Source organism: uncultured Shimia sp. (assembly GCF_913054185.1).
Taxonomy (GTDB): domain Bacteria; phylum Pseudomonadota; class Alphaproteobacteria; order Rhodobacterales; family Rhodobacteraceae; genus Shimia.
The window spans coordinates 1-20,468 of the sequence record NZ_CAJXIV010000022.1 but is presented as its reverse complement, the minus strand read 5'-3'; the positions used below and the strand labels follow the sequence as shown (position 1 = coordinate 20,468).

General features: G+C 55.2%; 20 protein-coding genes. 9 read left to right on the top strand and 11 right to left on the bottom strand.

Annotated elements, in window-relative coordinates; translation table 11 throughout:
* Positions 1 to 109 precede the first annotated feature (109 nt).
* Positions 110 to 742, top strand: coding sequence for a tyrosine-type recombinase/integrase (locus QZ517_RS06900; RefSeq protein ID WP_294224152.1), 633 nt, complete (start codon positions 110 to 112; stop codon positions 740 to 742).
* A gap of 378 nt (positions 743 to 1,120) precedes the next feature.
* Here QZ517_RS06900 and ugpC read toward each other — a convergent pair whose 3' ends face one another.
* The 11 genes from ugpC to urtA all read right to left on the bottom strand — a co-directional run bounded on the left by ugpC (position 1,121) and on the right by urtA (position 14,653).
* The gene (ugpC, locus tag QZ517_RS06895; protein WP_294224150.1) at positions 1,121 to 2,170 is read right to left on the bottom strand and encodes a sn-glycerol-3-phosphate ABC transporter ATP-binding protein UgpC; all 1,050 of its coding nucleotides are present in this window, start codon (positions 2,168 to 2,170) and stop codon (positions 1,121 to 1,123) included.
* Positions 2,170 to 3,438 carry a hypothetical protein gene (locus tag QZ517_RS06890; protein WP_294224148.1) on the bottom strand — a complete coding sequence of 423 codons (1,269 nt, stop codon included), beginning with the start codon at positions 3,436 to 3,438 and terminating at the stop codon, positions 2,170 to 2,172. The genes ugpC and QZ517_RS06890 overlap by 1 nt, the downstream gene beginning before the upstream one ends.
* On the bottom strand, positions 3,435 to 4,643 hold the full coding sequence (locus tag QZ517_RS06885; RefSeq protein ID WP_294224146.1) for a carbohydrate ABC transporter permease: 1,209 nt from the start codon (positions 4,641 to 4,643) through the stop codon (positions 3,435 to 3,437). The genes QZ517_RS06890 and QZ517_RS06885 overlap by 4 nt, the downstream gene beginning before the upstream one ends.
* A complete protein-coding gene (locus tag QZ517_RS06880; protein WP_294224144.1) occupies positions 4,640 to 5,881 on the bottom strand; it encodes a sugar ABC transporter permease in 1,242 nt (413 codons plus the stop codon). Before QZ517_RS06880 ends, QZ517_RS06885 begins: the two co-directional genes overlap by 4 nt.
* A gap of 82 nt (positions 5,882 to 5,963) precedes the next feature.
* Positions 5,964 to 7,316: an ABC transporter substrate-binding protein gene (locus QZ517_RS06875; protein WP_294224142.1), complete on the bottom strand. Its 1,353-nt coding sequence runs from the start codon at positions 7,314 to 7,316 to the stop codon at positions 5,964 to 5,966.
* Positions 7,317 to 7,337: 21 nt separating this feature from the next.
* Positions 7,338 to 8,453, bottom strand: a complete 1,116-nt coding sequence (locus QZ517_RS06870) for a substrate-binding domain-containing protein (RefSeq protein ID WP_294224140.1) — start codon at positions 8,451 to 8,453, stop codon at positions 7,338 to 7,340.
* 229 nt (positions 8,454 to 8,682) lie between these two features.
* Positions 8,683 to 9,378 carry an urea ABC transporter ATP-binding subunit UrtE gene (urtE, locus tag QZ517_RS06865; RefSeq protein WP_164646220.1) on the bottom strand — a complete coding sequence of 232 codons (696 nt, stop codon included), beginning with the start codon at positions 9,376 to 9,378 and terminating at the stop codon, positions 8,683 to 8,685.
* A 3-nt stretch (positions 9,379 to 9,381) separates the two neighbouring features.
* Positions 9,382 to 10,122, bottom strand: a complete 741-nt coding sequence (urtD, locus tag QZ517_RS06860) for an urea ABC transporter ATP-binding protein UrtD (protein ID WP_294224136.1) — start codon at positions 10,120 to 10,122, stop codon at positions 9,382 to 9,384.
* Positions 10,119 to 11,348 carry an urea ABC transporter permease subunit UrtC gene (gene urtC / locus QZ517_RS06855; RefSeq protein ID WP_294224134.1) on the bottom strand — a complete coding sequence of 410 codons (1,230 nt, stop codon included), beginning with the start codon at positions 11,346 to 11,348 and terminating at the stop codon, positions 10,119 to 10,121. Before urtC ends, urtD begins: the two co-directional genes overlap by 4 nt.
* Positions 11,349 to 11,351: 3 nt before the next feature.
* Positions 11,352 to 13,307 carry an urea ABC transporter permease subunit UrtB gene (gene urtB, locus QZ517_RS06850; protein ID WP_294224132.1) on the bottom strand — a complete coding sequence of 652 codons (1,956 nt, stop codon included), beginning with the start codon at positions 13,305 to 13,307 and terminating at the stop codon, positions 11,352 to 11,354.
* 65 nt (positions 13,308 to 13,372) lie between these two features.
* Positions 13,373 to 14,653: an urea ABC transporter substrate-binding protein gene (urtA, locus tag QZ517_RS06845; protein WP_294224130.1), complete on the bottom strand. Its 1,281-nt coding sequence runs from the start codon at positions 14,651 to 14,653 to the stop codon at positions 13,373 to 13,375.
* A 551-nt stretch (positions 14,654 to 15,204) separates the two neighbouring features.
* Between urtA and QZ517_RS06840 the strand changes: the two genes are divergently transcribed.
* Genes QZ517_RS06840 through ureG form a run of 8 tightly spaced genes read left to right on the top strand, consistent with a single transcriptional unit; the run spans position 15,205 to position 20,138 of the window.
* Positions 15,205 to 15,876: an urease accessory protein UreD gene (locus QZ517_RS06840; RefSeq protein WP_294224129.1), complete on the top strand. Its 672-nt coding sequence runs from the start codon at positions 15,205 to 15,207 to the stop codon at positions 15,874 to 15,876.
* Position 15,877: 1 nt separating this feature from the next.
* Positions 15,878 to 16,180, top strand: a complete 303-nt coding sequence (locus QZ517_RS06835) for an urease subunit gamma (RefSeq protein ID WP_294224128.1) — start codon at positions 15,878 to 15,880, stop codon at positions 16,178 to 16,180.
* Between the two features lie 14 nt (positions 16,181 to 16,194).
* Positions 16,195 to 16,362, top strand: a complete 168-nt coding sequence (locus QZ517_RS06830) for a hypothetical protein (protein ID WP_294224127.1) — start codon at positions 16,195 to 16,197, stop codon at positions 16,360 to 16,362.
* Positions 16,359 to 16,691, top strand: coding sequence for an urease subunit beta (locus QZ517_RS06825; RefSeq protein ID WP_294224126.1), 333 nt, complete (start codon positions 16,359 to 16,361; stop codon positions 16,689 to 16,691). Before QZ517_RS06830 ends, QZ517_RS06825 begins: the two co-directional genes overlap by 4 nt.
* The gene (gene ureC, locus QZ517_RS06820; protein ID WP_294224125.1) at positions 16,666 to 18,426 is read left to right on the top strand and encodes an urease subunit alpha; all 1,761 of its coding nucleotides are present in this window, start codon (positions 16,666 to 16,668) and stop codon (positions 18,424 to 18,426) included. Before QZ517_RS06825 ends, ureC begins: the two co-directional genes overlap by 26 nt.
* Before the next feature lie 11 nt (positions 18,427 to 18,437).
* The gene (ureE, locus tag QZ517_RS06815; protein ID WP_294224124.1) at positions 18,438 to 18,890 is read left to right on the top strand and encodes an urease accessory protein UreE; all 453 of its coding nucleotides are present in this window, start codon (positions 18,438 to 18,440) and stop codon (positions 18,888 to 18,890) included.
* Positions 18,874 to 19,518 (top strand): urease accessory protein UreF, encoded by a 645-nt coding sequence (locus QZ517_RS06810; protein WP_294224123.1) that lies wholly within the window; start codon positions 18,874 to 18,876, stop codon positions 19,516 to 19,518. The genes ureE and QZ517_RS06810 overlap by 17 nt, the downstream gene beginning before the upstream one ends.
* On the top strand, positions 19,515 to 20,138 hold the full coding sequence (gene ureG / locus QZ517_RS06805; protein ID WP_294224122.1) for an urease accessory protein UreG: 624 nt from the start codon (positions 19,515 to 19,517) through the stop codon (positions 20,136 to 20,138). Before QZ517_RS06810 ends, ureG begins: the two co-directional genes overlap by 4 nt.
* Positions 20,139 to 20,468 lie beyond the last annotated feature (330 nt).

The following is a 20,468-nucleotide window of genomic DNA, read 5'->3' as shown; positions in this document are numbered from 1 at the left end:
AATCTGCGCATTGCGGCCATTCGTATCTAGTGCGGCATCCTTTGATATGGTGGCTGGGTCAACATCGTGTTGTCGCCGTGGGAGGGAGTGGTGGATCGGAGGATCCACCATGCAAACACCAAACTTACCCGCCATTCGTGCATGTCGCCCTGCCTGGAACAAAGGCCGCATTATCGGGCAGAAACGTCCGCTTTTGCCTAAGCATGTCTGGGCAATCCGTGTGCGCCTGGAAATCGCTGAAAGTCACCGCGACCTTGCTCTGTTCAATCTTTCCATCGACAGCAAACTTAGGGGGTGCGATCTGGTCAAATTGAAGGTGGCTGATGTGTTCGCCGCAGGACAGGTCAAAGAGCGGGCCTCGATCATTCAAAGCAAGACACAGAAACCTGTCCGCTTTGAGATTACCGAGGGAACGCGGAAGTCTATTTTGAGGTGGATGGAAGAGCCGCTAATGATCGGCTCCGAATTCCTATGGCCAGGGCGCTTCCATGAACGACTACACATTTCGACACGGCAATATGCGCGGCTGGTGCGAGATTGGGTGAAATCAATCGGGCTGGAGCCGAGTGCATACGGCACCCATTCAATGCGGCGGACGAAGGTTGCGCAGATCTACCGGAAGACCGGCAATCTGCGTGCTGTTCAGCTCCTGCTTGGACACACCAAGATGGACAGCACAGTCAGATACCTCGGTGTTGAACTAGAAGACGCTTTGACGATTGCCGAGGCGGTAGAAATCTAAATCTCTGGGCCGTCCTCACAGACGGCCCAAATCGGACTTTTGCCAACTGAGACAATGCTGCGATGCAGCTTTCTCACAGCGGACATTCGACATAACTGCAGCCTTTTGGAACGCTCAAAATCATGTGCGCGTAGTGGGCAATTTGTAAAATGCCCAATTAGGTGGAAACGCTGCGTCCTTTTGCCAGCACCTATACGGTTACCGTATTTCATGGCAGCCTTTGAATGGTATGCGGCCTTCAGCCGGCGGTAAAACAGCAATGTTCACAGCTTGGTTTTGAACAAAACCCGGCTTGAAGTCGAACGGTCTGGAATGATCGCCTCTCTTGTCTAGCCGACTTGCCACCCCGGGAACGCGGGAGCGTCTCGAGCCATAAATTCAGCAAACCGCCTTTCCGTCGCTATCGAAGAAATGAATTCGTTCGGGCGGGAAATTCAAGCCAACCCTGTCTCCCGACTTCAAAGTGGTTTCGCCAGAAACGCGGGCTGTTAATTTCCCCAACGGGCCACAGTCCAAGATGACAAAACAGTCAGCGCCAAGATATTCGACGACATCAATCACACTGTCCAACGCGCCTTCTCCAACAGACACAACTTCCATGTGCTCAGGGCGAATGCCAAGTTGGGCGGCTTCGCTTGCCCCGTGATACTCGCCGCCACGTCCGCCAGGGAGGCTATACGAAGTTCCCTCTGTGCTGCATGGAATGACATTCATCTTTGGTGAGCCAATAAACTGCGCCACAAACAGATTGGCCGGACGTTCATAGAGTTCGCGCGGCGACCCGACCTGCGCGACTTTACCGAACTCCAGGACCACGATCTTGTCCGCAAGCGTCATCGCTTCGACCTGATCGTGTGTCACATAAATCATGGTAGAGCCAAGGGATTGATGAAGTTTGGCAATTTCGTAGCGCATCTCCACCCGGAGCGCCGCGTCCAAATTCGACAATGGCTCGTCAAACAAAAAGGCCGTGGGGTCGCGTACTATTGAACGCCCGATCGCAACCCTCTGACGTTGGCCGCCAGACAGGTCCTTGGGGCGTCGGTCGAGGTATTGCTCCAGCTTCAGAACACTGGCTGCGTGATTGACCTTGTCGTCGATCTCAGACTTGGGTGCACCAGCGGTTTTGAGCGAGAACCCCATGTTGTCGCGCACGCTCATATGCGGATAGAGCGCATAGCTTTGGAACACCATGGTTAGGCCGCGTTTTGCCGGTGGCTCGGCCGTCACGTCGCGACCATCGATCCTAATGGCTCCGCGTGAGGTCTCCTCAAGGCCACCGATCATCCGCAGCAATGTGGATTTTCCGCAACCGGACGGGCCGACAAAAATGACAAATTCGCCGTCCTCGATGTCAAGATCGATGCCTTTGATGACTTGGACATCGCCAAACCATTTTTCGACGCCTTCAAGTTTAATCGATCCCATTAGAACGCTCCTTTTGGACGTGACGGTGAGGCCCAGCCCAGCCATACAGCCGCAGTCCAGGTGAATGTGCCTCCACCTGCGGCGTCTCCTGTAAGAGGGTCGAAATATTCGGCAAATCCATGTTCGCGGATCAAGTCAGCCGTGGATGTGCGCAGGCTTTCTGCTCTGTCAACAAGGCCGCAGTCCTGTAAGCCAATCCCGATGAGCGCGTTCATGATGCCCCACGTAGGCCCTCTCCAATAGCGTTTGGGATCAAACCGGTCGGAGCTTGGGTCGTGGCTGGGAACCGGATAGGTGCAGACCGACGTGATGCGGTCGTATTGGGCTTCCATGGCTGGGTTCTGGATCCCTGCGTACCAACACAGAAAAGAGGCGTTGGATACGCAGTTGGACCATTGGCCCGAGCGGACATCGCGCGCGTCATAGCTGCCAAGATCGGCGTTCCATAGCGTCTCGGCCCCTGCCTCCAAAACTGTGATTGCGGCTTCGATTTCGCTGACGTCTTCTTTCAGAATACGGCCTAGCGCCGCTAGGTCACGCTGCGCGCGCAAAAGGGTGAATGTCATTGTCGGATCGGCCACGCGGAAGGGGTTTTGCTCCAGCAAGGCCGTCTCATCCCAGTTTAAACGACGGCCCAGTCGCACCAACCAGACATACCTGTCGTAGTCATACTTCGTGGGGCGCATCTCTGGATCAACATGGGAGGTGTCTCGACGGGTGTAGTCCCCGACATCTTTGGGATCGATGCCAGCCATCGCACCATCCCAATCCGGTGTATTGTCCCGGCCTGCTTCCCAAGGATGCGTAATACAGACTGCCCCTTGATCAAGGCGCCACTCCATAAACCACCGATGCCACGCCAGCATCTTGGGGAAGAGACGCGCCACCACTGGAAGGCTGGCATCCGGATCAAGGTCGTAAATCCGCCGTGCGAAGCTTGCGGCAACAGGTGGCTGGCTGATGCCAGATGAGGCCACGGGCCCTATGCCTCCCCATACTTCAGGTCCCGGAAAGTATCCTGGGTCAGGGCGATGAAACAAGATGTGCGGCACCATGCCATTGTCCCACTGGCCTGAGAACAAAGTCTCAATTTCATCCCAGCCTCTTTCGACATCGAAAGTGGCAAATCCCCAAGCGGCAAAGGCGCTGTCCCAGTTCCATTGATAGGGGTATAATCCAGCGGTCGGCACGGTGTATCCGCCGCGATCGTTGCCGCGCAAAATCGCGCGCGCTTGTTCATCCATATCTGGCATAGCTTGCGCGTTCATCCTTTCACGCTCCCTGCAGTAAGACCTTTGGTCATGAATTTCTCCAACCCGAGAAACAAAACCATAACCGGCACGGTCGCAATGACCGCCCCTGCCATCAGATGTTCGCGGGGAATTTCTGAGCTGTTAAGCATGGCGACGCCACGCGTGAGTGTGAATTTCGAGGGATCGTCCAACAGCATGAAAGCCAGAAGAAACTCGTTCCAGGCAATCATGAAGACATACAGGCTCACCGATGCCAGCGCCGGCAGAGCCAAAGGCAGTGTGATTTTCCAGATGACTTGAAGGCGATTTAACCCGTCCATAAGACCCGCTTCTTCCACCTCCGGCGGCAGGCCACGAAAATAACCTTGCAACATATAGAGCGCCACGGGGATCGTTGTGACCGGATAGATCAGAATGATGCCGATCACCGTGTTGCGCAGACCTGTGACGGAAAACGCGATGTAGATTGGCAACGCCAAAACGATCATTGGCACCATGTAGATCAGGAGAATTGAGCGCGAAAAGGCCTTTTGACCACGAAAATTCAAGCGCGCGACGGCGTAAGCCCCTGGAATGGAGAACGCGAGCGTAATCAGAACGGTCAGCACTGAGACATAGAAACTGGTCCACATATAGGTGCCGAAATTGAAGTCTCGGAACAGCTCATAGTAGCTGCGAAAAAGCGCCGCGCCTTTGTCGAAATCCAGCGAGAAATCCAGCGGGTTTTGCAACAGATCAGATTGCGACTTCAGCGAGGTCATCACCATCACATAAAATGGGATCAACACGATTGCGGTGAAGAAAATATAGCCAAACCCTGTCAGGAACCGGATCCAGGCCTCCTCCATTTCATGCCGTGACAGGCTTCCAAATGGCACGGCAGCCATGATCGAGACAATCGACCAGCCCATCACAAGTGCAAGCAAGATTGCGACAAAACCTTGAGAAGTTGCGGTGCTTTGCATCACGGTCGGGCCGAAACCAGTGAGGGAAGTTGCAAAAACCAGAGCTGAGATCATGGCAATTTTTGTGGTTTTGTTTTGCGGCGTCACTGCGATCCAACCTGCCAAGGCACCCAAAACCAATGATGACACCAACGCGGGTCTAAACGCGTCGCCGGTGGCGAAAGACATTGTGACCGAAATGGTGGTAGCGAGGACAAAGAGCCAGATAGCGCCGATGACGGGGCCACTCACATATCCATACCGTAAGAGGCTCATAGCCCTTCCTCCCGGCTGATAAACTTGAAGAAGAAGACACTGAACACCAACAAACAGCCAAAGATGATAACCGCCACGGCAGCACCAGCACCGATGTTTGAGACCGCAAACGCTTGTTCATAGACGTTGACGGTCAATGTACGTGTTCCTGCGTTGCCGCCGGTCAATAGGAAGATGTCGTCAAACTTGTTGAACGTCCAAATGAATCGCAGCAGGAAGAGGACCGACAGAATGCCCAACAACATTGGCAAACTCAGGTACCAAAATTTCTGAAACGGCGATGCCCCGTCCATATCGGCCGCCTCGTACATATCGGTGTCGATGGATTGAAGCCGCGCAAGGATGAAGAGAAAACTGAGCGGAAAATAGCGCCAGATTTCGAACACAGTCACCATGATGAGCGCGAGCGGCCGCTGTCCAAAGAAGTTGATGGCCTCACTGGTCACACCCATCTGCAATAGCAGCGCATTTGCCGATCCAGAGAACGGATCAAACAGGTTAACCCAAGTAAACGCCACTGCAATCACGGGGGCGACATATGGAAACAGGTAGAGCCCGCGCAGGATGCCCTGACCTCGAAAGCTCTTGTTCAAAAGCAGAGCGGCAAACAGCCCCAGAAGCAAAGCTCCCACGGTGCCAAACACGGTGTAGAAAATCGTGACCCACATCACGGACCAGAATTCGTCTCCGTCAAAAACCTTCACAAAGTTGTCGAACGTAAACTCAAAGTTTGTCAGGATAGACTCCGCGTTGCCCCGCACGTGTGGCCTGCTGCCTTCGGCGGCGTCTTCCGCCGCATCCTTGTCGGCGCCATCTGCTAACATAACCGGCACACGCAGCCGTTCATTAAAACCCGGCTCTAAGGCGCCCAGGTCACAGGCAAATACGGTTCCATCCAAATGACATCCTGCAGGTAAGTCTCCGACAACAATCAGGCTTTCAGGCCAGGTGTCGCGTATCGTGACATCAGTTATTTCGGTGTCTCGGCTCGAATTTCGCAACCGATACTCGATCCGCAAGTCGTCTCCCGAGCCACGCAAACTCTCGCGCAGCACAGGCGCTGGGGGGCGCAGGTCAGCGAGCCCTATGGGCTTAAAACTGATCCAGAAAATCGCAAGCAACGGCAAGATCACCACCAGCGACACCATCGTGATCGTTGGCAACAGCAAAGACCACGCCAATCGGGCTTCACGCTTTGCCAGCGGGCCGCGCCCTTTAGGAGGGGTTGCAATGTTCATGAAGGTCTCCGGTCAACACAAAGGTTGAAGTGATGAATGTCCCCGCCCCGACAAATGTCGGAGCGGGCTACCGCGCTAACTTCTACTCGACTGCAGAAAGTTGCTCGTTCATGGCGGTCACAGCAGCAGCAGCATCAATTTCGCCGTCGATGTACTGACGCACCACGCGGTTGATGACCTGGCTGTTGATCATTTTGGACGCAAGTCCCAGCTGACCTTCGGCAACGCCCCAACGCTTGGCAACATCAAGACCACCAACGATCTCATTGATCATCGCTTGTTCATACAGGTCGCCAAGCGGCGCCTTGCGGTCCACGCCAACCGGCAACTTCGACCAGGCCTCCGAGAACTTTTCTGGTTCGTCTGCCGTGCCGCGACGCACCGGGAACTTGCCTTCCGGCGCAATGGACAGCGTTTGGGTGTAGCCCTCATCCATTGAGAACTTCACAAAATCCATAGCCAGTTCGGTGTCAGCGTCATTGGTGATACCAAAGTAACGCACATCGCCCCATGCGGCCCCATCTGGGTTCGAAGGTCCCGAGAAATTGGTTACGATGCCAGTCTTTGACGCCAGCTCAGACGAAGTAGGGTCGTCATTGATTGTGGGCGGAGCGCTGTCGCGCAAACCGGCCAACTCATCCAGAATAAACGGTGACCAGATGATCATCGCAGCTTGGCCCGCAAAGAATAGCTCGCGCGATTGTTTCCAGTACAGTTCGCCGGGAGGAGAGGCTTCGGCGATTGCTTTGTAGAATTCGAGCACCTCGGTGGTTGCAGCCAGATCGAGCGCCGCAGCCCCGTCATAGTTCACAGGCGAAACGCCATTGGCGAGGAACACATGTTCCAGCACTTGCGACATGAAGTTTTCGTCCACTTTTGTGGCTGCAACGAAGCCGTACATCTCTGGTGGGTTGTGAAGTTTGTCGAGTGCCGCAACGACGTTGGCGAAAGATGTTGGCGCTTCTAGGCCAGCTTCTTCGAACTTGTCAGCACGGTAGACGATCATTTGTGTCCAGCCATCCACCGGTACAGAGGCAACCCCACCTTCGACGGCTGCCATCGCAAGTGGACCGGGTGCAAATGTGCCTTGGCCAAGTCCTTCGACAACTTCTGATGCAGCCTCAGTATCCAAAATGCCGGCTTCTGCCCAAGGCAGCGCATATTGCAGCGGGTGGTAAATCACATCGGGCAGATCACCGGCGGCAAACGCGGCGGTTGCGCGCGTGCCCAAATCAGATTCTGTTACCGGAATGACCTGCACTTCGGTGCCGGTCGCGGCCTGAAACTCAGCCGCCATTTCCTGTTGCTTAGCGAGCCGCTCAGGTTGCTCTTCGGTTGTCCAGAACCGGATCGTGTCCGCATTGACGGCCCCCGACACCATCACCAGCGCAAGTGCAGCGCTGCTCAATAATTTGGTTTTTCTCTGAAGTTTCATGTTGGTTCCTCCCATTGGACTTCACGTTTTTTGTATGTCCTTTAAACACCGTGCCAATTCGGCGGGTGTCAGACGTGGAGGCCCATCTGACCCCCGCTCAACGAGCGTGGCCGGAGCCAACTCGCGAAGTTCTTCCGGAGCGGTGCCCCGAATTTGTTTAATCAATAGTGTTGCAAGCCGATCCCCCGCTTGACGGCTGTTGACCGCAAACGTCGTAAGGCCAGGGTTCGCGTAGGCGCCTTCAGGAATGCCGTCATAAGCAATCACCGAAAAGTCACTGCCAATGCGCAGTCCCAAGTCTTGCGCCACCCGGTAAGCACCAAGTGCGGCGCGATCCACAGCGAAGGTGATCGCTGTGGGTGGCTCTGCCATCATCAAAAGGGACCGCGTTGCAGCCTCTCCAGCGTCATGTGTAATCGCAGGTGCAGTGATCAAGGCAGGGGCAATCGAGAGGCCGGCGGCAGCCAAGCCATCGCGGTACCCGTCGATACGCAGCTTGGAATAGGTGTATTCGCTGCCGCCGGGTACGTGCGCAATCCGCTTGTGCCCTTGACTAGCGAGGCGTGCCGTTGCCGCACGCATCGCGTCCTCGCCTTTGATATCGTACCAAGAACATCCTGTCGGGTCTTCTGTGCGCCCAAACATGACAAACGGGATGTTTTGGGCACGCAGCGCCTCAACGCGCTTGTCACGTGACCGCGTGCGCGGAAGAATAAATCCGTCCGCTTTGTGCTCCTCGACAAGACGCGACAGCGTTTCCTGCACCCCGCGTTCGGTTTCGGCGGTTGCAATTGTGACGGTCCAATTCTCGGCACTCGCTGCTTGAGTGACCCCTGCGATGAAATCTGCAAGAAAAGGGCGGGCGCTGTCTTCGTTGTCGACCTGAAGCACCAGCCCAAGCGACCGCACTCGTCCCGTACGGATTGCTTGAGCATGGCTGAGCGGGCGATACCCAAGACGCTCCGCCGCCCGACTGATACGCAACCGTGTGCCTTCTGCGATATCGGTGTAGCCGTTCAAGGCGCGACTTACCGTGCTTTTTGTCACACCTAGATCGTTGGCAACATCCGCAATTGTCACCCTTCTGCGAGTGCGCGACGGCAGTTTTGATGGCGTTTTGGGCATTCCGGTTTGCACGAGTCATTCTCCCTTGGATGACTAGCAAAGTTTCCGAAACCGGTTTCGGCAAGAGGTTTTGACGATTTTTTGCAAAATGATTGAAATGACCTTTGGCGGTTGGTGCAAAATGGATCAAATTTCAGAGGTCGAAATCGTAGCGCTTAGTAGGCTAAATGGTCTGCTGCGGTTGAGGTATTTTGCCTCGCTCCGTTGGGGTGCTCGGCTCTTTTACCGCCCAGGTTTCCACTCACACAGAAACGCCTTTCAGCAGGTCCTCTTTTGAAATGGTGTCTTTCGTGCCAGCCATCATGACTTCACCACGCCGCAAGACCACGAACCTATCCGCCAGCTCATAGGCAAACTCAAAATATTGCTCCACCAGAACAATCGCCATGTCACCTTTATCTCTTAATTGCCGGATCACCTCACCGATCTGCTGAATAATATTGGGTTGAATGCCCTCCGTGGGCTCGTCCAAGAGCAACAACCGTGGCTTGGTGATTAATGCCCTGGCAATCGCCAACTGCTGTTGCTGTCCGCCGGACAAATCCCCGCCACGCCGGCTCTGCATTTCTTTAAGAACAGGGAAGAGCTCAAAAATTTCATCCGGTATGAAATGCTCGGCAGGTGGCAAACACACAAACCCGGTTTCCAGGTTTTCGCGCACTGTCAGAAGGGGAAAGATTTCCCGTCCTTGAGGCACATAGGCAATCCGCTTATGCGCCATTTTTTGCGCCGGCAAAACGTCCAACACTTCGCCCGCCAGTTCAATGTTGCCACCCGATCTCGGGTGGGTTCCTGAGATGGCTTTAATCAGGCTGGTTTTACCAACTCCGTTGGTGCCCATCACGCAAGTCACTTCGCCGGGGTCGGCCTGCATCGAAATTCCGTTGAGAATTTGCGAGTGCCCATAGTGCAAGGTAAGATCTTGAAGTTTCAACATGATTCAGCGCCCCAGATAGACATCAATGACGTTTTGGTTGGAGGTGACATGGTCAAGGCTGCCTTCGGCCAAGACCGACCCCTCGTGCAGTACGGTCACCTTGCAATTCAAACGCCGCACAAATTCCATGTCATGTTCCACCACCACCACAGCGCGGGTTTTGGCCGCTTCCAACAATAGGTCAGTGGTGTGTTCGCGCTCTTGCGGTGTCATCCCGGCGGCTGGTTCATCCACCAGGAGCAGGCGTGGCTCCTGCGCCAGCAACATGCCAATTTCGAGCCATTGCTTTTGCCCGTGACTCAATTCGCCGGATTTTCGGCTCAACTCTTCTAGCAATCCAATTTCCTGCGCCAGGGCTGCTGTTTTTTCAAGGTCCGCAGTGTTGGCCCGATACATCAGAACTGAAAGCCAGCCGCGCGGTTTTTTCAGCGCCATCAGCAGGTTTTCTTGAACCGTCTGGTCTTCGAACACCGTGGGTTTCTGAAACTTGCGGCCAATTCCAGCCTGCGCAATTTTTGCCTCATTCATTTTCAGAAGGGACTGGGATTTGTCCCCCCAAGTCACGCGGCCCTCGTCCGGTCTGGTTTTACCGGTGACGATATCCATAAAGGTGGTTTTGCCCGCTCCGTTGGGGCCGATAACCGCACGCAGCTCAGCGTCACCAATCTGGAACGATAGATTGTTGATGGCGCGAAAGCCGTCAAAGGTGACTGATACGCCGGAAACTTCAAGGAGCGTATTCATTGGCTTGCCTCCTGTTCGCGCAAAGCGCCGTCGTCCGGGCCCAAGTCTGCGCCATGACGATTGGGGCTTTTACGTTGCGACAGCAGATCAACCAGACCACCCATACCTTTGGGGGCAAACAGGGTGACTACGACAAAAGACAAGCCCAAAAGCACCAGCCACCAGTCGACCCATTTGACCGTGTAAAACCCCAGCGGAATGTCCGGTGCTTGGCCTCCGGTGAACCACGTGCTTAGAAGGCTGACAAAGGCGGCGCCGATTACAGCACCATAAAGCCGACCACGCCCACCAATTGCGACCCAGACCGCCAGATAAATCGACGCAATAGGTGCGATTTCAGCGGGATTGATGATCCCTGCCTGCGGGTAGTAGAGCGCTCCAGCGATTGCGGCGATACAGGCGGTAAATGTGAAGACCACCAGCTTGTAGGTCTCGACCGAATAGCCAAGAAAGCGCACCCGCGCCTCGTTGTCTCGGATGCCAAGAATAACAGAGCCAAGCTTGCCGGAAACAACCCAAGCCGCCAGCAGATATCCAAGGCCAAGGGCCAAAGCTGAGGCCCAGAGGAACCATAGGGACACCTCGTCCTGAGAAGCGGTCACACCCGGCAAATTTTGCAGGCCTGAGAGCCCGTTGTTACCACGCAGACCGCTGTCGTTTTGGAATAGATACAAAGCCAGAGCCAGCGTCATCGCCTGGGTCAGGATTGACAGGTAAACCCCGGTGACGCGGCTTCGGAAGGCGAACCATCCAAACACCAGTGCCAACAATCCTGGCACCAGAACCACCATTGCGAGCTGTAGAACCAGACTGTCCGAAAAAGCCCAGATCAGTGGGAAATCACTAGAGCCGACCACGCCGAAGATTTGGTTTCCAATGCCGTCAATAATTTCGGAACTGGTGGCAGGAATTTCTGTTTGGCTGAGTGTCTCAACCACGATCAGGCGGGTGCGCTCATACATCAGCCACATGCCAATCATGTAGCCCCCCAGGCCAAAGAAAGCGAAATGGCCAAGCGACAGGATACCGGTAAATCCCCAGATCAAGTCCATGGCCACTGCAACCAGACACAGGCACAGAGTCTTGCCAAGTGTTTTGACAAAGCTAGTTGAAATCACCCCGACGCCGAAACCTTCAGACAGAACTGTCACAATCAGAGTGAACAAGGCCAGGCAGGCAAGAAAGATCAGAACCGAAGGGTTCTTGGCAATGAAAGACCGTTGCATGGATCAATCCCCCGCAGCGCGGCCTTTGAGGGCGATGATGCCCCTTGGCCGGAATTGAATGAAAATGATGATGAAGACGATCATGTAGGTCTGTGCGGCGAGAGTGTTTGACGGGTTCAGCCACTCGATCCCTTTTTGGAAGAAGCCGATCATCGCGGCGCCCGCAAGCGTTCCCCAAATATTGCCCACCCCGCCGACCACCACGGTCATGAAGCTTTGGACGATGTAATCGCTGCCCAGCTCGGACGTCACTTTTGCAAAGAGACCGATAGCGACACCTGCGATGCCGGCAATGCCTGACCCAAGACCAAAAGTCAGCATATTCACTTTGCCGGGGTTGATCCCCATTGAAGCGGCCATGCGGGGATTTTGGGTCACAGCGCGTGTTTCCAGCCCCAGCCTAGTGCGCTTCATGATGAATAGGAAAACGCCAAGGAAGACGAGCGCAAGGATGAAGATGGCGATGCGAATAAAACTGATCGACACCACATCGTTCACCACAAGCGCGCCGTCGAGCCACCCTGGTGCAGTCAGGGGACGGGCTTGCGTGCCAAAGATGTTTTTTGCCAGCTGTTGCAACGCAATTGAGATGCCAAAGGTTGCAAGCAGCGTTTCCAGTGGGCGGTCATAAAGCCATCGGATCACCAACCGCTCCATTGCCACACCGGCAGCAAAGGTCACGGCGAAGGCCATTGGGATTGCGACAATGATCGACAAGGTGTGATCCGGGATCATCTGTTGCACCACGTAGCCCGTATAGGCGCCCATCATGATGAATTCGCCATGCGCCATATTGATCACGCCCATGACACCAAAGGTGATGGCGAGGCCGATCGCGGCAAGGAAATAGATCGAAGCCAATGATAGCGCGTCAAGCGTCAAGTCTAAGGCCTGGTTTATACCGACCTTCAGGTTGATGGCCTCCAACGCATCGGTGGCCGCCGTTGTCACATCAACTGAGGGTTCTGCAAAAGTTTCAAAGAAGACATGGTTTGCAATCGCGGCGTCCGTGTCCGCTTGCGTGATAAATGCGGGCACTTGTCCGGCGTCCGCGAGCGCCGCGTAGGCAGCTTTTCGCGCTGTATCGTTGTCCAGCTGAGCCACCGGAATGCCGCCAACACGGCCGCTTTCTATATTGGCGGCCAGTGCCTTGCGAATATCGCCAGACGAAACCAGCGCCGGAGCCATGCCTTTGGCCACCAACAGGTCATAGGCGTCGGTCTTGGACAACTGATCAGTGCCAGGTTCCAGTAATGCAGCCACATTTACACCGGTTGGAGAGCCCCCGATTGCTACATTGAGAGTCCTTGCCACCAACGGGTTGAGAGTCGCACGGACATCGACACCAAGGTCGCCAGACATGTCTTTGATGGCATCGACACGTGCTTTTGTGTCGTGATCATAGCCTATGGTGAGTAAGCGCTCGAGCCGTTGTTTCTGCGCCTTCAGCGATGCATCGGTTTCACTGTCAATCGAGGCACGTAAAGGGGCTAGAAGCGTGGGACCGGGGTCTCGTTGAATTGAGGTCAGTGCATCTTGCCGTTTGGCCGCATCCGGGTCCATCAACTGAAACTGAACCAACGCTGTCGCAATCATGGCGCGGACGCCGCTGTTTGGCTTAAGTTGTTTCAGGTCACTCTTGGGATAGCTTCCAACAACATCTCCGCTGTCAAAATCTGTGAGCTGGTAGCTTTTGGCGTCGGTCTTCTCTCCGACAAAGAAAAGACCGTCTGACTTGCGCATCCACATATTTTTGGCGGCCCATATCTCAAGCATGAGCTGAGCCTGTGGTGATCCGCTGGTGGCGATTGCATCAATCACCGGGCCAATGGTCTTGCGCGAGCTTTTGGCAATTTCTGCCTGATACTCTTGCAAGATGGGCTGGATGTTCGCGTCCTGCGCAGTGGCCGTCAGGCACGACAATAGAATTGCGAGACCCGCAAGGAATGGTCTTATCATGTCGGAGTTGTCCGCGTGTTTTGTTGGAAGAGGGTCAAGATCGACCCTCTTCGCAAGTGCTGGTCTTAGTAGTTCGACAAAGTCTGAACGCAGGTCTTGGTCTCGGTGTTGTACATACCGCAGTCCAAGTCCTTCCAGTCGGACATCAGAACAGCTGATTCCGGCAGGAAGTCAGTCCAGGCATCGCCTGGGACTTCGCTGGTCTGGCTGATGATATCAAATTGACCGTCGTCTTGGATTTCACCAATCAGGACGGGCTTGGCCAAGTGGTGGTTTGGCAACATCACCGCGGTCCCGCCTGTCAGGTTCGGGTATTCTTGTCCGTACATGGCAGACCGCACGGCATCTACTTCAGTAGACCCAGCTTCGGTGGCCGCATTCACCCACATGTTGAAGCCGATGAAGTGGGCCTCCATTGGATCGTTGGTGACCCGCTCTTCCCCCATTGTGGCCTTCCAAGTTTTCACAAACTCGGCGTTCACCTCAGCATCTGCGGACTGGAAGTAGTTCCACGCTGCGAGGTGACCCACGAGGTTAGAGGTATCGAGGCCTGCCAGTTCTTCTTCGCCCACTGAGAAAGCGACAACTGGAATATCGTCGGCAGACACACCCGCCGCAGCCAGTTCTTTGTAAAAGCCGATGTTGGCGTCACCGTTGATGGTTGAAATCACGCCAACCTTTTTGCCGTCAGCGCCCAGAGCCACAACATCAGCCACGATTTTGGACCAGTCAGAATGGCCAAACGGCGTGTAGTTCACAAACAAGTCGTTATCGGAAACGCCTTTGCCTTTGAGATAGCTTTCGAGGATGTTGTTTGTGGTGCGCGGGTACACATAGTCTGTTCCCAGCAGCGCAAATTTTTCAACGCCCAGCTCTTCCAAGAAGTAATCTGTAGCCGGGATAGCTTGTTGGTTTGGCGCGGCACCGGTGTAGAACACGTTCTTAGACGATTCTTCGCCTTCATACTGCACCGGATAGAACAGCAGGCCGTTCAGTTCTTCGATAACCGGCAGTACCGATTTACGTGACACAGATGTCCAGTTTCCGAAGATCACGTCAACGTCATGCACCGTCAGCAACTCGCGCGCTTTTTCGGCAAACAGTGGCCAATCTGATGCAGGGTCGACCACCACAGCTTCCAGCTGCTTACCGAGCAGACCGCCCTTTGCATTCTGCTGATCAATCAGCATCAACATAGTGTCTTTCAAAGTGGTCTCAGAGATTGCCATCGTGCCAGAAAGAGAGTGCAAGACTCCAACTTTGATGGTGTCTTCGTCAGCCATGGCGATACCGGCCAGTGACGCAAAGACGACAGATCCGGCGAGAGTGGATTTGAGAAAATTCATATTAGCCTCCAGGCAGGGCGCAGGAGAGAGACCTTGCACATATGTGCCGATTTCTCTTACCTATCCCCGCAACGTCATGTTGCAATTCGTGTGGCGGCCGCTTCGAGGTCCAATTCGTATGGTCGTCACACACCTCCGGTTTTTTGACATCGTGTCTCCGGCAGGTGTCCAATCGATTCTGCATTGCGGCTAAATAAGCAAACCTGAGACACTGCAATTCCTTAGCGGCCTTCGCGTATGCTTGTTTTTTGATCGAAATTCACAGCGAGCGCGCAAAAAATAGGCGATCGGCCTTGCCTACGTCCTCAAAATGGTCGTTTCGGATGGTGTTTTGCCCTCTAGGCGTCAGAACCAAGAACAGTTCTACGCGCCAAGAGGATACGCTGATCACACGTCTGGCAGACATATCGCCCCCCCATACTACGCAGCCTCCGCGTGCGAAGGGAACGCTGCGCGTGAGCACAAAAATGGTCGGAGATCGTTCTGTTTTGGACGATCTTCACCAAGCCGGGTCGTTCAGATGTTTGTTCCCTAAATCCAGCGGGGCCGCGATGGATGTCGTCCTGTTGAACACTGCGGGCGGGATCACAGGCGGCGATCAATTCACTTTCTCGGGTCATTTGGCAAAGGACACCACACTCACCTTGACGACCCAAGCTTGCGAGCGGGCTTACAAGGCGCAACCCAATCAGACTGGCCAGATCCGCAACCGCCTTCGGGTTGAAGTGGGGGCACGGCTCAATTGGTTGCCTCAAGAAACCATTCTGTTCAACGGGAGCGCGTTGGACCGTCGCCTGAGCATTGATCTGGATCCGGACGCGTCTCTGCTCATGGTCGAGCCTTTGGTTTTTGGCCGCCCGGCAATGGGCGAGGTGCTGACCGATATTCGATTTCGTGACCGGATTGAGGTACGGCGCGCGGGCACGCCGCTCTTTCTCGATGCGATGTCTTTCGCTGGAAGCCTACAGGCCCATCTGGACAAGCCATTTATCGGCAACGGTGCTGGGGCGATGGCGCTGGTGGTTTTGGTTGCAAAAGATGCGGAACGGCACCTGGCCTCGCTGCGAGAGACGCTTCCGGAAACTGGCGGTGTGAGCCTTCTCCAACAGGATGTGTTGGTCCTGCGCCTGCTTGCTGATGACGATTTCACCCTCAGAAAAACCCTGCTGCCAGTTCTGCGAGAGCTGCATGGTGGCGACCTTCCTCGATGCTGGATGATCTGACATGAACCTGACCCCAAGAGAAAAAGACAAACTGTTGATTGCCATGGCTGCCGAAGTGGCCCGCAAGCGCTTGGCACGTGGTGTTAAACTCAACCACCCGGAAGCCATCGCCTTGATTACCGACAGCGTTGTGGAAGGCGCGCGCGATGGCCGTTCTGTGGCCGATATGATGGAAGCGGGTGCACAGGTTGTCTCAGTCGACCAATGCATGGAGGGCATCCCGGAGATGATCCATGAAGTGCAGGTCGAAGCCACGTTCCCGGATGGCACCAAGCTTGTCACCGTTCACAATCCAATTCGTTAGAGGAGCTTGAGCCGATGAAATATGTTGTACCGTTTTTGACTGGGCTCTTGGCCTCTCCGGCCATGGCCCATTCCGGAGCACACGCTCATAGTCACGGGGAATACGCTTGGATTGCGGTGGTTCTCTCTGCAGTGATCGTGGGTGGGACGATGGCTGTTGTTCAGTTGCGGCGGCGCACATGATCCCGGGTGAAACATTTCCTGCCGAAGGTTCGCTTACACTCAACGCGGGGCGCAGTGCGCGTATGGTGTTGGTGGCCAATACCGGCGACCGCCCCGTGCAAGTGGGCAGTCACTATCATTTTGCCGAAGCAAACCCAGCGCTGGACTTTGATCGGCATGCGGCTTTAGGGCGGCGATTGGACATTCCAGCTGGCACTGCCGTTCGGTTCGAACCAGGACAACGCCGGGAGGTGATGCTGGTGCCCTTTATGGGACGGCGACACATCTACGGCTTTAATCAACACATCATGGGAGCGCTGAAAGATGCCGGGCAAGATAAGCCGGAGTGACTATGCTGCTATGTTCGGCCCCACAGTGGGCGACAAAGTGCGGCTGGCGGACACGGACCTCATCATTGAGGTTGAAAAAGATCTGATCGTAGAGCGCGCCACTGCCGCGCAATTCAGTGCGACGGGCTTGCGAGAGGATGTCTACGGAGAAGAAGTGAAGTTTGGTGGCGGCAAAGTCATCCGCGATGGGATGGGACAATCCCAGGCCACACGCGCCGAAGGGGCCGTGGATACGGTTATTACCAACGCGCTGATCGTTGACCATTCCGGCATCTACAAAGCGGATGTTGGCCTGAAAGGTGGGCGTATCCAGACCATTGGCAAAGCCGGAAACCCGGACACACAGCCCGGGGTCGATGTCATTGTTGGCCCGGGCACCGAGGTCATTGCGGGCGAAAACCGCATTTTGACAGCCGGTGGATTTGACAGCCATATCCATTTTATTTGCCCACAGCAGATCGAGGACGCGCTGCATTCCGGCCTGACCACAATGCTGGGCGGCGGTACCGGTCCTGCACATGGCACCTTGGCGACCACCTGCACGCCTGGTCCCTGGCATATCGGTCGGATGTTGCAGGCTGCGGATGCCTTTCCAATGAACCTCGCCTTTGCCGGCAAGGGCAATGCGTCACTTCCGGCTGCCTTGGAAGAGCAAATTCTAGGTGGTGCCTGCGCCCTTAAGTTACACGAGGATTGGGGGACAACGCCTGCCGCCATCGATTGCTGCCTGTCAGTTGCCGATGACCTGGATATTCAGGTGATGATCCACACAGACACGCTCAACGAATCCGGTTTTGTTGAGAACACTGTGGCAGCCCTAAAAGGCCGCACAATCCATGCCTTTCACACCGAAGGTGCAGGTGGTGGCCATGCACCGGACATCATCAAAATTTGTGGCGAAGAGCATGTCTTGCCGTCCTCAACCAATCCCACCCGCCCTTTCACGGTGAACACTCTGGAAGAGCATCTCGATATGCTGATGGTTTGTCACCATCTCGACAAGTCGATTCCGGAAGATGTGGCCTTTGCGGAAAGCCGGATACGTCGCGAAACCATCGCTGCTGAGGACATTCTGCATGACATGGGGGCGTTTTCGATTATCGCCTCGGACAGTCAAGCCATGGGCCGCGTCGGCGAAGTGTTGATCCGAACCTGGCAAACAGCCGATAAGATGAAAAAACAGCGCGGCAGACTGTCTGAGGAAACGGGAAACAACGACAATTACCGCGTGCGCCGCTACATCGCCAAATACACCATCAACCCCGCAATTGCGCATGGTATTGCCCATGAAATTGGCAGTATTGAAGTTGGCAAGCGCGCGGATTTGGTGTTGTGGGATCCGGCCTTCTTTGGTGTGAAGCCTGAGATGGTTTTACTTGGCGGTAGCATCGTTATGGCGCAGATGGGTGACCCCAACGCTTCGATCCCAACGCCGCAACCTGTCTACTCCCGTCCGATGTTTGGTGCTTATGGGCGCTCGGTTGAAAACTCCGCCGTCTGCTTTGTCAGCGAGGCCGCGCAAGACGCCGGAATTGGCGCACGATTGGGCCTCGCCAAAGACACGCTCGCGGTAAAAAACACCCGTAACATTGGCAAATCCGATCTGCTTCTGAACACAGCAACCCCAATGGTCGAAGTGGATCCTGAAACCTACGAGGTGCGTGCTGACGGCGAGCTTCTCACCTGCCAACCCGCCGTGGTTCTCCCCATGGCACAACGCTATTTCATGTTCTGAAGGTGCATCCAATGACCACGCTTCCCCCCAGCCGCCAAATTCGCAAACCCGGCCATTGGTCCGGTGCTTATGATTGTGTAACGCTCAATTACGATGACCGTTTCCTTCGGCGCAAAATGTTATCGACAGTGCGTGCCGAACAGTTTCTTGTTGATTTGGCGCATACAACGTCACTTGACCATGGGGACGCATTTGCCTTGGAAGACGGCCGCTTGATTGAGGTTGTTGCCGCTAATGAAGACCTGCTGGAGGTCACGGGAGCCGACCTGCCGCGTCTCGCCTGGCATATCGGAAATCGCCATACGCCCTGCCAAATTGAGGAAAGTAGGCTGCTCATACAACGCGACCACGTGATCCGTGACATGCTGGGCAAGATTGGCGCCACGGTGCGTGAAGTGGTTGAGCCCTTCACTCCAGAAGGCGGGGCCTATGGGCACGGACGCACCCATGGCCACAGCCACTGATATCCTCACCCTGACACAATGGTTCTCGCCTGCCTTTCCGGTGGGCGCTTTCGCCTATTCACATGGGTTGGAGTGGGCCATTGATGTCGGAGACGTGGCCAATTCAGAGCAGGTCGGCGTCTGGATCTCCGATGTGGTGCAACATGGCGCTGGATGGAACGACAGTCTGTTTATTGGCGCGGCCTACCAAGCGAGTACCGACGAACTGGGTGAGATCGACGCGATGAGCCGCGCTTTTTCGGCGTCGGCGGAACGGTTAAAGGAAGCCTATTTGCAGGGCGCGGCGTTTTGTAATGTGACGGGTGAAATCTGGGGTGTAGACTTAAAAGGACTGACCTATCCGGTTGCTGTTGGCCGCGCTGCGCGGTTGCAAGGCTTGCCACTTGAACTCACCAACCAAGTCTTTTTGCAGGCCTTCGTGTCCAATCTCGCGGCGGTCGCAATGCGGCTTGTACCCCTTGGCCAGACGGAAGGTCAAAAACTGATCCATGCACTGACCCCACTTTGCTGTACGCTCGCGGAAAGCGCTGCGACTGCCACGCTGGATGACTTGGCCAGTTCGAGCTTTGTGACGGACATCGCCGCGATGAAACACGAAACCCAATATTCAAGGATATTCCGCACATGACCCAGATGAATGGCCCGCTTCGTGTCGGTATTGGTGGCCCTGTTGGCGCCGGAAAAACGACGCTCACGGCAGCTCTGAGCGAAGCGTTGCGGGACACCCACTCAATAGGTGTCATCACCAATGACATTTACACGCAGGAAGATGCTGAGGCGTTGATGCGCATGCAGATTCTACCACAGGATCGCATTATCGGGGTTGAGACCGGCGGGTGCCCTCACACTGCGATCCGAGAGGATGCGTCGATCAACCTAGCCGCTGTAGCCGAGATGGTTGATCGGCATCCGGATGTCGAAGTTGTTTTGATTGAAAGCGGTGGCGACAACCTATCGGCCACTTTCAGTCCGGAGCTAGCGGATGTGACGCTCTATGTGATCGACGTTGCCGCTGGCGAAGAAATTCCCCGTAAAGGTGGGCCAGCCATCACCAAATCCGACATTCTGGTCATCAACAAGACAGATCTTGCCCCTTATGTTGGCGCGTCGCTGGAGGTTATGGACCGGGATGCCAAAAGGATGCGCGGCACGCGGCCAATTGTTTTTGCCTCGCTGCGCAATCGTGAAGGCGTGGACAAGATTGTAGCCTTGCTAGCAAGTGCTGGTGGGCTGATCCCGCAAGTTTAGCTTAGAGGCTCGGGCGGTGCCCGATATCCAAAAGCGCATCACCTGCGGTAACGACACGGTGTCGACTTTTGGCAATATTTGAATTTCCCAGCTTAAGCTTTGCGAAAGCTCAGGTTGGCTTGCGCCTCTGTCGGGCAACCGGTTGATTATGGTCTTTCGCCGAATGCGGTCACCTCCCAAAGATCGACAAGAAACGCTTAGGTTGGTGAAAAGCGAAGCCAGAAGGGAGTACCACCTGCATGTCCGCTTCCAACCCTTAGGCGCGAATTACTCTTGACTGCAGCGAATGCCCGCAATCCGCCCTTTGTGCAGGGTGTTGCGACCGGCCCT

Coding starts and splice junctions, on each gene's coding strand:
- urtD (WP_294224136.1), bottom strand. CDS start 10,122: ATGAATACGCTCCTTGAAGTTTCCGGCGTATCAGTCACCTTTGACGGC.
- QZ517_RS06840 (WP_294224129.1), top strand. CDS start 15,205: ATGGATGTCGTCCTGTTGAACACTGCGGGCGGGATCACAGGCGGCGAT.
- urtC (WP_294224134.1), bottom strand. CDS start 11,348: ATGCAACGGTCTTTCATTGCCAAGAACCCTTCGGTTCTGATCTTTCTT.
- QZ517_RS06810 (WP_294224123.1), top strand. CDS start 18,874: ATGGCCACAGCCACTGATATCCTCACCCTGACACAATGGTTCTCGCCT.
- QZ517_RS06875 (WP_294224142.1), bottom strand. CDS start 7,316: ATGAAACTTCAGAGAAAAACCAAATTATTGAGCAGCGCTGCACTTGCG.
- QZ517_RS06825 (WP_294224126.1), top strand. CDS start 16,359: ATGATCCCGGGTGAAACATTTCCTGCCGAAGGTTCGCTTACACTCAAC.
- QZ517_RS06835 (WP_294224128.1), top strand. CDS start 15,878: ATGAACCTGACCCCAAGAGAAAAAGACAAACTGTTGATTGCCATGGCT.
- ureE (WP_294224124.1), top strand. CDS start 18,438: ATGACCACGCTTCCCCCCAGCCGCCAAATTCGCAAACCCGGCCATTGG.
- QZ517_RS06885 (WP_294224146.1), bottom strand. CDS start 4,643: ATGAGCCTCTTACGGTATGGATATGTGAGTGGCCCCGTCATCGGCGCT.
- QZ517_RS06830 (WP_294224127.1), top strand. CDS start 16,195: ATGAAATATGTTGTACCGTTTTTGACTGGGCTCTTGGCCTCTCCGGCC.
- ureG (WP_294224122.1), top strand. CDS start 19,515: ATGACCCAGATGAATGGCCCGCTTCGTGTCGGTATTGGTGGCCCTGTT.
- ugpC (WP_294224150.1), bottom strand. CDS start 2,170: ATGGGATCGATTAAACTTGAAGGCGTCGAAAAATGGTTTGGCGATGTC.
- QZ517_RS06890 (WP_294224148.1), bottom strand. CDS start 3,438: ATGAACGCGCAAGCTATGCCAGATATGGATGAACAAGCGCGCGCGATT.
- urtB (WP_294224132.1), bottom strand. CDS start 13,307: ATGATAAGACCATTCCTTGCGGGTCTCGCAATTCTATTGTCGTGCCTG.
- urtE (WP_164646220.1), bottom strand. CDS start 9,378: ATGTTGAAACTTCAAGATCTTACCTTGCACTATGGGCACTCGCAAATT.
- ureC (WP_294224125.1), top strand. CDS start 16,666: ATGCCGGGCAAGATAAGCCGGAGTGACTATGCTGCTATGTTCGGCCCC.
- urtA (WP_294224130.1), bottom strand. CDS start 14,653: ATGAATTTTCTCAAATCCACTCTCGCCGGATCTGTCGTCTTTGCGTCA.
- QZ517_RS06900 (WP_294224152.1), top strand. CDS start 110: ATGCAAACACCAAACTTACCCGCCATTCGTGCATGTCGCCCTGCCTGG.
- QZ517_RS06880 (WP_294224144.1), bottom strand. CDS start 5,881: ATGAACATTGCAACCCCTCCTAAAGGGCGCGGCCCGCTGGCAAAGCGT.